At 32.8% G+C, this 14,505-nt stretch carries 10 protein-coding genes; 7 read left to right on the top strand and 3 right to left on the bottom strand.

Annotated elements, in window-relative coordinates; all coding sequences use genetic code 11:
• The first annotated feature begins 106 nt into the window (after positions 1-106).
• Positions 107-1,231 (top strand): ABC transporter permease, encoded by a 1,125-nt coding sequence (locus B2S90_RS02570; RefSeq protein WP_286696504.1) that lies wholly within the window; start codon positions 107-109, stop codon positions 1,229-1,231.
• On the opposite strand, the gene B2S90_RS02565 is transcribed toward B2S90_RS02570, so the two are convergent.
• Positions 1,228-2,205: a D-cysteine desulfhydrase family protein gene (locus B2S90_RS02565; protein WP_279067524.1), complete on the bottom strand. Its 978-nt coding sequence runs from the start codon at positions 2,203-2,205 to the stop codon at positions 1,228-1,230. The genes B2S90_RS02570 and B2S90_RS02565 overlap by 4 nt on opposite strands.
• Before the next feature lie 98 nt (positions 2,206-2,303).
• Here B2S90_RS02565 and B2S90_RS02560 point away from each other — a divergent pair, with 98 nt between their 5' ends.
• The 6 genes from B2S90_RS02560 to B2S90_RS02535 all read left to right on the top strand — a co-directional run bounded on the left by B2S90_RS02560 (position 2,304) and on the right by B2S90_RS02535 (position 8,201).
• A complete protein-coding gene (locus B2S90_RS02560; RefSeq protein ID WP_286696503.1) occupies positions 2,304-2,966 on the top strand; it encodes a hydrolase in 663 nt (220 codons plus the stop codon).
• Positions 2,967-2,996: 30 nt separating this feature from the next.
• Positions 2,997-3,482, top strand: a complete 486-nt coding sequence (gene ybaK, locus B2S90_RS02555) for a Cys-tRNA(Pro) deacylase (RefSeq protein ID WP_055233831.1) — start codon at positions 2,997-2,999, stop codon at positions 3,480-3,482.
• Between the two features lie 199 nt (positions 3,483-3,681).
• Positions 3,682-5,367: a phospho-sugar mutase gene (locus B2S90_RS02550; RefSeq protein ID WP_055233830.1), complete on the top strand. Its 1,686-nt coding sequence runs from the start codon at positions 3,682-3,684 to the stop codon at positions 5,365-5,367.
• Between the two features lie 53 nt (positions 5,368-5,420).
• Complete coding sequence (locus B2S90_RS02545) at positions 5,421-6,083, top strand: response regulator transcription factor (protein WP_278780830.1); 663 nt, start codon at positions 5,421-5,423, stop codon at positions 6,081-6,083.
• Complete coding sequence (locus tag B2S90_RS02540) at positions 6,070-7,878, top strand: sensor histidine kinase (protein ID WP_278860860.1); 1,809 nt, start codon at positions 6,070-6,072, stop codon at positions 7,876-7,878. Before B2S90_RS02545 ends, B2S90_RS02540 begins: the two co-directional genes overlap by 14 nt.
• A 32-nt stretch (positions 7,879-7,910) precedes the next feature.
• Complete coding sequence (locus tag B2S90_RS02535; RefSeq protein ID WP_040389743.1) at positions 7,911-8,201, top strand: hypothetical protein; 291 nt, start codon at positions 7,911-7,913, stop codon at positions 8,199-8,201.
• Positions 8,202-8,237: 36 nt separating this feature from the next.
• Here the strand turns inward: B2S90_RS02535 and B2S90_RS02530 are convergent, their stop codons facing one another.
• The gene (locus tag B2S90_RS02530; RefSeq protein WP_286696502.1) at positions 8,238-11,768 is read right to left on the bottom strand and encodes a UvrD-helicase domain-containing protein; all 3,531 of its coding nucleotides are present in this window, start codon (positions 11,766-11,768) and stop codon (positions 8,238-8,240) included.
• Positions 11,761-14,328 (bottom strand): PD-(D/E)XK nuclease family protein, encoded by a 2,568-nt coding sequence (locus B2S90_RS02525; RefSeq protein ID WP_286696501.1) that lies wholly within the window; start codon positions 14,326-14,328, stop codon positions 11,761-11,763. Before B2S90_RS02525 ends, B2S90_RS02530 begins: the two co-directional genes overlap by 8 nt.
• Between the last annotated feature and the right edge of the window lie 177 nt (positions 14,329-14,505).

Genomic DNA, 14,505 nt, shown 5'->3' with positions numbered 1-14,505 from the left:
TTTGACAGTGGATTTTATCCACTGTTTTTTTTACACACGTTTTCCCATATTTACTCCATAATAACGCAAATATTATTTTTTATTATAATTATAAGGAGGCGTCATTATGTCTAAAGGGAAAGAGTGTTTACACTATTTATTACTATTTCTAATTGTATTGATCACAATGAATATGATTATGATGTGCTTATTTATTAAGCAGGGATCATTGCAGGTAATTAATAAGTATAAGCAACAATTGAAATATGAAGTAACACTGACATCTAATAATGGAGGTGTTAGTCTTACTGATGCAAAAGAGTTAACACACCTTAAAGGTGTAAAAGCCTATAACTATGAACAATTAGTCAATGCATCCTCATCACTTCAACCTGTAGATACACATCTCTCTTTTCCTCGTATTCATTTAAAAAATTATCAGGAAGATTCATTTCTTCTTGCGGGTTATTCTTCTATGACGCTGATTCAGGACTTTAATTCAAAAGAATATCAATTAAAAGAAGGAAGACTACTCACAAATAAAGATGAGAATACATCCAATGCAGTTATATCCTACGCATTAGCTAAAAATAATAATATTAGTATAGGAGACAGTATTCAGTTTAATACTGAAAAAGGAGATGTCTCATTATCTATTGTAGGTATCTATAAGAATAAGGTGGGTCCATTAAGTCGTCTAAAGCCTTATAATACAATCTTTATCTCTTTATCAAAAGCACAGTCATTAAGTCATACAGAACAGACGCTATCCTCTGTCACTTACTACTTAACTAAAGAAGATACATCAGAATATTTTATTAAGAGAGCACAAAAAACACCGTTAGACTGGAATCAATTACAGCTTACTTCCAATGATGCACAATATAATGCATGTGTTTCAATCTTTGAAAATATATATGATAAAGTAAAGACATTTCCATTTATACTATTAATCACAGGCTCATTTCTATTAATACTTGTATATATAAGATTATCAAAGAAACAGAATCTTTTAAAAACATTCATCGTATTTATTGTTGCGTTATCTATTACTTTCTTTACAAGTCCTTACCTTTCAAAATATATCATCAATACATCTCTTTCTCACCGTGATATGACAATATCTCAAAAAGAAATAAGAAAGATTAGGACAGTTTATACATCAAAAATCCTGATAGAAACAATTGGCATTGCATCTATCATGTATCTAGAAACAGTGATTATAACATATAAGAAAAAGATCTCAGCCTAGGCTGAGATTATTTCTTTTGATTTTGAGAATAATCCATAAATACCACCAGTATGCATAAATAGAATATTCTTTGCGTGATCAAATGTATCTTTTTCTAATTCATGGATCAGTCCATAATAGGCTTTACCTGTATAAACAGGATCAAGAATAATACCACTATGTCGAGACAAATCAGAGATAGCTTTTAATTCTTCTTTACGGCTTAAAGAGTAGCCTCTTCCTACATATCCATCAATTATATGAATATGACTTCTATCCACATCTTCAACATCAAGATGAGGCAACGTTTCATCAATAATGCGATTGATTTCTTTAATAAAGAAATCAGCATCATCACATACATTAATACCTACAATATCTTTATGAGTTTGTCTTAATTCATTACCTAGATATAAACCAGTATAAGTTCCACCAGAACCGACTGCATCAATAATAGTATCAAACACTATGCCTGTCTTTTTTTCATATTCTAGTATTTCATCAAAAGCATCAATATAACCTAAAGTACCGATTCCATTACTAGCACCCATAGGAATAATGTAAGGTTTACTACCTTGATCTAATACTTCTTGATAGACTTCCTGCATCATTTCATCTTTATGCGCCTGGAAATCATCATGTTCCTTTACTCTAATATCAGCACCAAGCATATGATCTAAAAGGAAGTTGGCTGTTTCAATATTTTCACCAGGTTCTTTTCTAAGTATAAGAATACACTTTAATCCTAGTTTAGCGGCCACTGCAGCAGTAGATCGGCAATGGTTGGACTGGAATCCACCATTTGTGATCAGTGTATCACATCCTAAAGATAATGCTTCTGCCACACTGTATTCTAATTTTCTAATCTTATTGCCAGATGCGACACTATCTGTTAAGTCATCTCTTTTCACAAAAATATTTGGTTTATATTTGTTTGAGAGATAGTCTATTTTTTCTATAGGAGTAGGCAGCTGAGCTAAATGTAGTTTGTTCATTTTATCACCTCTATATATAGTATAGTAGAATTAAATGATGAAATCACACTTTCTTATAAGAAAGTTTGGTATAATGATGAAGGCAAGGAGATACAAATATGAAAACAATTGGTAAAGATGGTATTTTATTAAGACTCGCAAAGGATATGTATCCTGAGAGAGATGATTTATCTTCTATTGAAGTAAAAACATTATTTAATGATATTTGTCATAAATATATACAAAGAGAAGGCATCTATGATCTTCTTTCATGGCTAGAAGGTACTGACTTTTATAGTGCACCTGCAAGTACACGTTATCATGGAGATTATGAAGGTGGGTTATGTGATCATAGTCTTCATGTTTATTTCTGTTTTAGAAGTTATGTAAAGAAGCGTTGTGAACCAGGGTATCATTTATCTATGAGTGAAGAAAGTATAGCGTTATGTGCTTTATTTCATGATTTATGCAAGGTTGATATTTATAAGACGGAAATGCGTAATAAGAAGAATGCCCAGGGACAATGGGAACAAGTACCTTTCTATACAATAGAAGATGCATTCCCTGTAGGACATGGTTCTAAGAGTGTTTATATTATGAATCGCTATTTAAAGCTTACAGATATAGAAATAGCCGCTATTGCCTATCATATGGGCTTTAGTTATGGTGATGATGTAAGAACAGTAGGAAATGTATTTAGTCGTTTTCCTGAAGCTTTTGCGTTATCTACAGCAGATATGGAAGCCACTTATTTTGTAGAAAATGAACATTGGCCAAGATAAAGTGCTATAATATCATCCAAGGTGATATATATGAAAAAGAGTAAAATTAAAACAAATGCGTTAAGAATGCTTGATCGTGATAAGATTCCTTATGAGATCAAGACATATGAATATGATGAAGAACATTTGAGTGGTGAACATGTGGCATCACAAGTAGATATGGATGCAGGCGATATCTATAAAACACTTGTATTACATGAAGACCACGATTATTTAGTATGCTGTATTCCTGTATTAGAGGAAATAGACTTAAAGAAACTGGCTAAACTATCTGGACATAAGAAGGTAGAAATGCTTCATATGAAGGATTTACTTGGCCTCACAGGTTATATACGTGGGGGGTGTTCTCCTGTTGGCATGAAAAAGAAGTTTCCTACATATTTTGATGCCAGCATAGAAAAAGACCGTCCTATCGCTCTCTCAGCAGGTAAAAGAGGCTATCAGATGATTGTTTCATCAAAGGATATTACAACATATTGTGATGCAAAAATAGGGGATGTAGTGAGAGATCACTAACCCCCTTTTTATATATCTGTAAGTGCTTACTTAGGAGTTCTCGACAAAAACATATCGATATTCATAAATATAACTATTTGATTTAGATAAATATTTAAAACGTGAGTAAAAGTTATGAGAAAATAATGCAACTGTAGCGCTTTTTGTTTCTATAGGTTTTTGAAAATGGTATAATAAGAACAGGAGGTAACGCTTAAAAATGGATATTAATAAAAAATATGAGCAATGGTTAAATTATGAAGATATGGACGCTTCATTAAAGGCAGAACTTGCCGGAATGACAGAAGAACAGAAGGAAGATGCTTTCTATAAGAACCTTGAATTCGGTACAGCAGGTATGCGTGGTATTTTAGGTGCAGGTACAAACCGTATGAACATCTATACAGTTCGTAAAGCAAATATGGGATTTGCGAAATATGTGGCTAATTTACCAGAAGGTAAAGAACGTGGAGTCGCAATCAGCTATGATAACAGACATATGTCATATCGTTTTGCGATTGAATCTGCTAAGATTCTTGCAAAGTTTGGTATTAAGTCTTATATCATGGAATCTTTAAGACCTACTCCAGAATTATCTTTCGCAGTGCGTTATTTAAAATGTGCAGGTGGTATCATGATTACTGCTTCTCATAACCCTAAGGAATATAACGGTTATAAAGTATATGATGATACTGGTTGTCAGTTAATCCCTGAATGGGGCGATATCGTTGTTGATTATGTAAATGAAATCGATGATGAATTAGAAATTGAACAGATTAGTGATGAAGAAGCTTATCCATTCATTACATGGGTAGGAGAAGAAGTGGATGAAGCTTACTACAAAGCTGTAATGGGTATTGAAATCAATCCTGGACTAGATAAGTCTGATTTCAAGATTGTTTATTCACCACAGCATGGTGCAGATAACATCCCTGTAAGAACATGCTTAAAGAGATTAGGTTATGATATTGTGCCAGTACTTGCACAGTGTGCACCTGATCCAGATTATACAAATACAAAGTCTCCAAACCCAGAAGTGGATTCTTCTTATGAATTAGCTATTAAGCTTGCGAAAGAAGTAGATGCTGATGTAGTCGCAATTACAGACCCTGATGGTGATAGACTTGGTGTTGTTGCAAAGCATAATGGTGAATATGTATTAATGAGTGGTAACCAGAGTGCTGCTGTATATCTTGAATATATCTTATCTCAGAGAAAAGAGAAGGGTACATTACCTGATAATGCAGTTATGTACAATACTATTGTTACAAGTGATCTTGGTGAATTAGTTGCTAGAAACTATGGTGTTGATGTTGAAAAGACATTAACTGGATTCAAGTTCATTGGTGATAAGATCAGAAAGTATGAAAAGACACATGAAAAACAGTTCATCTTCGGTTATGAAGAAAGCTATGGCTGTGTTGTAGAAGACTTCGTAAGAGATAAAGATGCTGTACAGGCTGTATTACTTGCTGCTGAATGTGGTAACTACTATAAGAAGCAGGGTAAGGATCTTATTGATGTATTGAATGAATTATATGCTAAGTATGGTACGTTCAAGGAATCACAGATTGCTTTAGCTAAGGCTGGTGCTGCAGGTGCTGCACGTATCAAAGAAATGATGGATACTTTAAGAAAAGACAAGCCTACTGAAATTGGTGGCGTAAAGGTTGTATTAAGCGAAGATTATGCAACAAGTGAACGTTCTGATGGCACAACAATTGACTTACCAAAGTCAAATGTATTAAAGTATTATCTAGAAGATGGTTCTTGGATTGCTGCTAGACCTTCTGGTACAGAACCTAAGTGTAAATTCTATTTCTCAATTAAGGGTACAGATGCAAAGGATGCTGCTGATAAGACAGAAGTATTCCATAAAGCAATGATGGAATTAATTGGTGAATAACTCATATGGGGGCTCTATCTTCGATAGAGTCCTTTATTATTTGGAGGTGGAACATGTATAAATTATTAGTTGTAGAAGATGAAGTGCTTATTAGAGATATTATTAAGGAATATTTTGCGGCAAGAGACTATGAAGTGATTGAAGCAGTAGATGGTTATGATGCTTTGAATAAAGTGAATCAAGATATTGATATGGTTTTACTTGATATCATGATGCCAGGAATGGATGGATATGAAACATGTAAGAAGATTCGTGAACAATACGATATGCCTATTATTTTTATCAGCGCTTTGTCTGAAACTGATAATATGCTGGATGGTTATCATGTAGGAGCAGATGATTATATCACAAAGCCATTTAAGCCTTCTGTTTTATATGCGAAATGTCAGGCTATTTTAAATAGAAGCAAGAAGACAGAAAAAGAAGATAAAGAAATCATCTGGTTAGATGCAAGTAAACATTTAATGTATGTAGATGGTGAACCAGTCGCACTTCCCAATAAGGAATATTTATTAATGGAATTATTCTTAAATAATAAGAATCAGTTATTTACACGTTCTCAGATTTTAAATAAGGTCTGGGGCTATGATTATTATGGTGATGGACGTGCTGTAGATACTTATATTAAGAAGTTAAGAAAGAAACTGGGTGTACATTCACATCGTATTCAGACTATTATGAAGGCAGGTTATACATATACGGATGAAGAAGACTAAATGGTCTTTTGGACTTGTAAAGCGTACCTTCTTCTTGATGTTGTTTGTATTTGTGATTATTCTTGGACTTATGTCATTACAAGGCATTACAGAATACAAGGAACGTATTATTAGTTCTTCATATGATGCTTCATTGACTTCTGGCATACAGAATATATATCAGACACAGTATTCTTTAGATAATCCAGATATGACCAAGTATTTAAAGAATTACTATCTTACAAATGAGGGTATGTCTGCAATAGTGGATAGTGATAATAATATCAAGTCATTTATAAGTAGTGCTTCTTCGCATATTTCTCAATTGTGGATTCTTGACGATAGTACGAGTCAGAAAATCATGGTGGATATATCTGAAAATAATCTAGTAGAGAAAATCAATAAGTATATGATTGAACATCCTGATGAGAATTATGATGTAGTCATAGGTGATGCTAAGTCTCAAAAGAAACAATACTATATTAATGATGGTGAGAGAGAGGTTGAATATTATACATCAATGGATACAACAGATATTCATCCTGCGTATCTTGCGATTAATGGTAAGGTTTTATTAAATGGAACACACAAATCATTAAAGAAATATGAAGTATCCTGGTATATGTCAGAAAGATGCTTTTATGAAAGAAATGGTTCAAGTGGCGGAAGAGAGTTTACTGATTATAAGAAACTTAAGAAGGCATTAGAAAAACAGATCAAGAAGATTGATAGTATTGAATATGCAAAAGGATCTGATTATGTGCATTTTAAGAGTATTAATGTAAATGGTGGGACAATGACTATTGTGCTTTCAGAACTGAATCAGGAAATATCTCCAGTGTCAAATGTGAGTGGTGTAAAGGGTTATTTTGTATCAGCTAGCTTTATACCTAAATTGACTAAAAGGGCTGCAGTGAACTATTTTGAACATTCCTGGTATATTTATATTATTGTACTCTGGCTGAATATTGTGATTTCTATTGTAATCTCACATATGATTACAAAACCATTAAGACATGTATCAGAAGTTACAAATGAAATTGCGAAGAATGATTTCAGTGAGAAATTCTTGATTACACGTCATGATGAAATAGGGCAGTTGGAAAATAATATCAATATCATGAGTACGAACTTAGAGAATACAATCAATCAGCTGACTGAACAGCTTGAACATGTTCAAAGACTAGAACATACAAGAAAACAGTTTATTGCGAACTTTACTCATGAGATTAAAACACCTCTTGGTATTATTGCGGGGTATTCTGAATTATTAGAGGATGCCACAACGCAGGTTACAAGAGAGAAATATATTCATATCATTAATGAACAGATTGAACGTATTAATGGTATCGTACTTACAATGTTGGAATTATCTCGATTAGAATCAGGTAAGATAGAATTAAATAACTATCATGTTTCATTGCCAGAACTTGTAGAAGAAGTGATAGATGATTTTGAATATGAACTAGAAAAGAAGCAGCTTCATATTGTAAAAGAATATGAAGAAGTGGTTTTGGATTGTGATCCTATTCAGATAGAAAGGGTTATTAATAACCTGACATCTAATGCGATTAAGCATACAGATGAACAAGGTACGATTATATATCGTGTTACAAATCATCGTTTTGAAATAGAAAATGAAGGACAACATCTCTCTCAGGAAGAGATGGAATCCATCTGGGAAGCCTATATTTCTAAGGATCAGGGCGGAACAGGACTCGGTCTTCCTATTGTAAAAGCGATATTAGAGAGACATAGTTATCATTTTGGAGTAGAAAATACAGAAAAAGGTGTTCTATTCTACTTTGAATATTGATATAATAAGGCAAGTAGGGAATGGGTGATCTTATGAAACTAAAAAGAGTACAGTTTTTTATGTCTAAACAAAGTTATCTGGCTAGTCTCCTTGCGATTGCAGCATTAGTCTGTTATTTCATAGGTTACGCCTCAATTGCGATTATTCTGACTATCGCGATTATTATTTGTTTAGTTATTTATTTTATTCTTGGTCTCGTTTATTGGAGATGCCCTTATTGTCATAACTATCTTCCTACGAAAGATGCAGGTAGTTTAACAGTGTGTCCCCATTGCCAAAAAGAATTATTTAGAGATGAAGAAAACAATACTGTAGAAAAATAAAAGGCTGATATCGCTTATGTGATATCAGTCTTTTTTCTATAAGTAAATTGCTTTATTGATGTGAAGATAGTAGACAATAGGCTGTACATCTGTATGGAATACTTCTTTAAGTACTTTTGAGTAATAAGACAACTGCGTACGGTGGAGCTCTTTAAGCACTTCTTCGCTGTTGTCTTTTGATACTTTATCTGTCTTATAGTCTAGTACATAAACTTTATTGTCTTTAATAAAGACTAAGTCAAATATACCATTGATGATGAGTCCATTCTCATCTTTGTATCTAAATTGTTTTTCCTGGTAAATTTGATCTGCATCTTTAATCAATTGATATGTATCACTATTGATAAAATCATTGATATGAGGAAGATAGTTATTTAAGACCTTGAGTCCTTCCTCATCAAACATCTGATTACTATAAAGTGATTGAATCAATTCCTGTGGATTATCTTCTTTAAAATTGAAATAACTTAATAAGTTATGGACCAATGTTCCTCTATCTGTGGCTAGATAGTGTGTTCCTTCATTACTAAAATCAAAATGTGTTTCATCATTCTTCACTTCTTCCATACTTGTTACCGCAATGCTGCGTGGTTCAGTAGGATAAGGATATTCAAAATCATAATACTTCTTATAAGCGCGATATTGGTTGTCCGCTTTTATTTTCGCATAAGGTGGAATACGTTGTACTGTTTCACTACTATCTAGTATTGTGCAATGGAAACGTGCTAGCTGAGTATCTTTATTCTCTAGTTCTTTAAAAGAAGAACGATCTAATGAAAGATAAGGTCTGATTTCAGGAATTAGTATCTTTATATCATTTTGGAAGTCCTTATGTCTTAATAAAGCCATAAGAACCCAGCTTAAATAATTGTTTGTAGAACGCATGGCAAGATTATATACAACACCCTGACCCTTCTTTAGAGTAGGGTCTGTATCATTGGCCTGTACCTGACGGGCAATAGAAATGATTTCTTCTTCATCCTTGATTGTACCGGTTAAGATGAGTTTCTTTTCTGCACGTGTTAAGGCAACATAAAGAATACGCATTTCTTCATTCACTGTTTCTTGACGAATGAACATCTTCAACATTTTTGAATAAGGATGCTCATACTTACATACAATATTTCCAAATGGAGATTCTTCTAGCTTACATACACTTCCGGCCACTCCATCATGCTGAGAAATAATAATTTCGGCTTTCTCATCTGATGAATTGAACTTCTTCTGCATGGCACTTACAAATACAACAGGGAACTGTAACCCTTTAGACTTATGAATAGTCATGAATTCTACAGCATCATTTTCATCACTCGCAATAAATCCAGGGGCCTGGCTAGAAGAAGAATCTAATAATTCTAGGTAATCCTTTAAATAAGGATATTCTTCATTTGTGCGGAATGTTTCTAATAGAATATCTAAGTTTGCGCTACGTTGTTCACCATTCATTAATTGGGATACAAAAGCCTGATATCCTGTTTCTTTTAAACACTTCTTTAATGTTTCATAAGGTGATGATGTCATGGCAGTATTTCTTAAATCATTGAACACATCTAAGAAATGAAGTACCTTCTTATTTGTATGATGTGTGAGGTTGATGTAAAGAGGATCATCTGCATCTCTTATATCTAATAACTCATTCTCAGTAAAATGAGAGAATAAGAAATTATTATGTAATACAGATAACATCGCAATATCATCATATGGATTAACCAAAGCCTTTAATAATGTCATCATACTAATGACTTCATTAGACTCAAACAAACCACTTGATAAAGTAATATTTGCAGGAATATGATAACGTTCAAAAACCTTCTTATAAGTAATAAATTCAGTCGTAGAACGCATGAGTACCGCAAAATCATGATATTTATAATCCTTCAGTTTTTTCATGCTGATGATTTTCTGGGCAATCATATGTGCTTCCACTTCAGATTTTGTATATTCTTCCTGATTCTTATAAAGAGAAATAAGTATGTCTGTATCAAAATCATGATTCTTCTCTAGTTCAGGAAGTGTTGTACCTTTTGCATCAAAATCATATCTTAAAATCGCATTATCACCATGGATATACTCTAATCCGCCTACAGAACTATCCATAATACAATCAAAAATATAATTGACACTATCTAATACAACTTTTTCAGAACGATAGTTATACTTTAAATCAATACGAATATTTGTATCATATTCTGTCATCTCTTCTAGTTTAGTGAATGTATCAAACTTGTGCTGGAAGATTGAGGGATCGGCCTGTCTAAAACGATAAATAGATTGCTTCATATCACCTACCATAAACATTGGAATTTGTTCATCATAGTTTGCAATCTTTAAGACAAGGTTCTCCTGTATCTGGTTGGTGTCCTGATATTCATCCACCATGATTTCTTTTAATGTATGATTCAATCTTTCTACAACAGGAAGATCAGGTTGCAACAGTTTTGTTGCATATTCTTCTAGATCATGGAAGTCTAATTCATTTCTAGCCTTCTTTGCCTCGCTATAAGCCTGATTAAACTGATCTAACAGCCCGTTTTTACCAAGTAAATAATAAATATCTATGTAAGAATAAGTGAGATACTCAGAGAATTTATCTGTAAAAGAGAAATACTTCTTTAATTTTTTGAGAGGTTCAGTGACATCAGCCTTCAATTTTGTATATTGTTTCTTAACAGAATCATCCACACCAAGTTCATTCCACTTGATAGATGACATTTCTATTTTATGTGATACGCGTCCGTCTAGTGTAGTATAAGACATTGGTGTATCTAATGCCTTGTATAAATCAGAATAATAATCATATAATGCAGTGGCAGGTGCAGGATGTTTCGCATTTTCATCTGCTTCAAAGAAATAAGTAATATCATGTTTTTCACAAAAACGATAGAGAATATTATAAGCACTCAAACTTTTAAGACAGCAGTCTTGATACAATTTTGCCATGCCTTCTAGAATCGGCTTTTTTCCAAAAAATTTAGATTTATAATATTTCTCATGTACTTGATTAAGGAACTGATGGAAGTCCACAAAAGAATTGGTGATGTTCTGGAAGTCTATTAAAGTCTTCTTTAAATCATCAAAGTTATTTTTTGTGTTATGACGAGATGCATAATCCTGAAAACGTGGATCTTTGACCCACTTCTCTAAACATTGATCTAGTACTTGATCTTTGATTAAATCAGGTGAAGGATTGACTTTAAATCCTGGCATGATACCAATCAAATAGCCATATTTCTCTAAGAGAGTCTTACAGAAACTATCAAATGTTGTGATATAGGCATGAGGTAATAATTGAATCTGTTTTTGAATGTGTCTCAATGTTTCTTCATCATGATTGGCCATGGCTTCTTCATGTAAAGACACATTCAATCTTTGTTTCATTTCATTGCCTGCGGCTTTAGTAAAAGTTAATACTAGAAATTGATCCATTGAATAATGATCATTCACAATCAAACTGATTAAACGGGCTACAAGAATTCTTGTCTTTCCTGAACCGGCAGGAGCACTGACAAGAATAGTCTTTCCTCTTAAATCAATCGCGGCCTGCTGTTCTTTATTATATTTAGGCATTCTCATCATCTCCTTTTAGTTTCTTATACATATCTTTTGAAATTATTCTATTATCGTTCTCAAATACATCAAATAAACATACTGACTTATATGGGCAGTAGTTACATGGATATACCTTAAAGTCATTAGATGGCTGTGCACCTTCCATTAAAGTAGGTTGGATAGGAATTAAGCCATCATGAATCTTTTTATACAGTTTAGAAATATGATTTTCAACATTCTCCATAATTGAATCTAATTCATCAGGAGAAATGACTTTTGCGCCATTATAGTATTCTCCAGATTTCTTAACTCTGATAGGAGTTACAAGATCAGGGAAGTCACCAAGAGCCTTTACAGATTTAGTTGATCCATCATCCACCATATAGCCTTCCATACGATATTCTTTTAATATCTCCCTTTGAATACTAGTACCCCATGAGTCATCCTCACGTGCAAGCATACGTTTCTTCATATTAAAGTACAACATACCTGCACGATCCTTATTCTCCTGTTTACATAACATATCTAGATAAACAAGCATCTGAATATTAAATCCCTGTATCGCAAGATTGAAATCAATCTCTTTCTTACTTGACTTATAATCTACAATACGTACCATATTCTCGTATTCATCCACTCTATCAATAATACCTGAAAAAGGAACGCCTCCAATTTCACCAGATATTTCTTTTTCTTTTGCGACAGGCACATACTTACCGTATTTTAACTGCTTCTGAATAATTTTAATTGTCATCTTCATATCTTCAATGAGATTATCAATAAAATATTGGTTCATTGGATGATCATCATATTTCTCTTTCAGATTCTCTTCTATATAATGTTTTGCTTCTTGATCTACAAGAGATCCATCATCAAGACATTTCTCCATTAAATAATGACATAAAGAACCAAGTTCACTTGATTGTAAAGTATCTTCTCTCTTTTCTGTAATCTTTAATCCATATTTAATGTAATAAGAGAAAGGACATTTATTATATGTCTCTAAACGAGATACACTGACCCCTCTTCCGAGCTTATTTGTATCTTTAATAAACTCAGGCTGGTTACTTGTCATTTTATAATGATCAATCAATCGATTAATAGGATCTTCATCTATACGTGATTGATTTAAATATAGGTTATTCTTGATGAGATTCAATGAAGGATTGATATATTCTAATTCAAAGAGATCACTCAAACGTGACATAAGAATAGAAGGAATCAATTCGTTGGCAGCCATATTCTTCTTACTATAAGAGAATGTATAAGATAAATAAGGATTTAAAAGAACCTGTATAATACGCTTATAATGTGCCTGTAACTGTTCATCTAATAATAGAGGATGAGGATTAAATTGTTTATAGTCCTCCTCCATTAAGAATCCTTTATCACTGATTTCTAAAGGTAGGAATGTTTCATTGATTCCTGTTAAATAAATATGTTTAGGTGAAGCAGTCAATCCCTTTTCAAGTGAAGTCACAATAACACCTGTCTTATTTGTAACTCTATTACCTGGAATAATGCATTGAAGGAATAAATCAAACTCTTCAGGACTAATTTCATCATCACATTGATAAGCATCAAGAGTTTTAATCATAGAGGCACTGATATCCTGTTTTTGAAGGAACTGAATAATTTCCTTAAAAGTATGTCCAATACACTCTGATAATGATCGAGACATTTTACGATAATCACTATTATAATGACATGCTACATTTTGTGATAATGTGGCAGGAATATTGAGTTCATCAAAACATACTGTGAGATAATCTGAGTAGCTTGCTTGATTGGTAATAATCATAAAGTCTTCATAGTGCAGCTGCTCATTCACAATACGTGATTTAATATCACAGGCAATCTTCATACATTCCTGCATAGGGTGCCCACCACTCATTACACGTCCTCTCGCTACTTTATGTACATCACTATTATCAAATAAGTGATGAATAATAGACTCTTCATATTCATTTAATACTTCATCTGCATCTGTCATTTCTAGTAATGTGACAGGAACATAATTGTCTATCTTATTAAATAATTTTTTGGATGCAATGTGAGGATAATCATCACTCATAATATAAAGAGGTGTCTTTAACGAATCGTCTATTAAATCCTCTACCATCTCTTCAATTGTCCAATATCCTCCAGTAATAAGAGAATTAATTGTATATAAATCTTCACACTTCTTATTTAATAAAGTATCTTCGAAAAACTGATCGAGAGTTATGTTATTTCTATGAATCTTTTTAAGTGTAGAAATCAATTCAAGAATCATCTCATAAGAATTAGAACTAAATTGTATTGTATTAAATGTATGACAAGAAAGAATATGACGCATCATAAAAACAAGATCTGCCTGTGAATAAATATGACGGGCAAACTGTTTATGTGAAATCAAAATCTTATCTATATATTGTTTAAGTGTTAGAACTTCTATATCAAATAAACAGGAACACTTATTCAAGAATAGATCTTCTACATATTCTGTATTCTCTGTAATGATATAAGCAGGTCCCTGCAGTTTGTCTGCCAATTCATTGAGTTTTTTATTGAGGTGCATCCCTTTAATAATCTGCATAATGATTCTCCTTCATTTGTACTTTAGTACTATTATATCATTGCATCTAAAATCACGCATTAAGTTAAGCTTCTATAACACCTATATAATGGAGTTAGTGAACTACCTCGACTTAATACTCCGTATTTGAAGTCAAGGCTTCTAGGATGCTTATGCATCCGTTTAAGAAGATTGATA

This window comes from Catenibacterium sp. UBA627 (assembly GCF_002299355.1).
GTDB classification, from domain to species: Bacteria; Bacillota_I; Bacilli_A; order Erysipelotrichales; family Coprobacillaceae; genus Catenibacterium; species Catenibacterium mitsuoka.
This window is presented reverse-complemented; position numbering and strand designations above follow the sequence as displayed.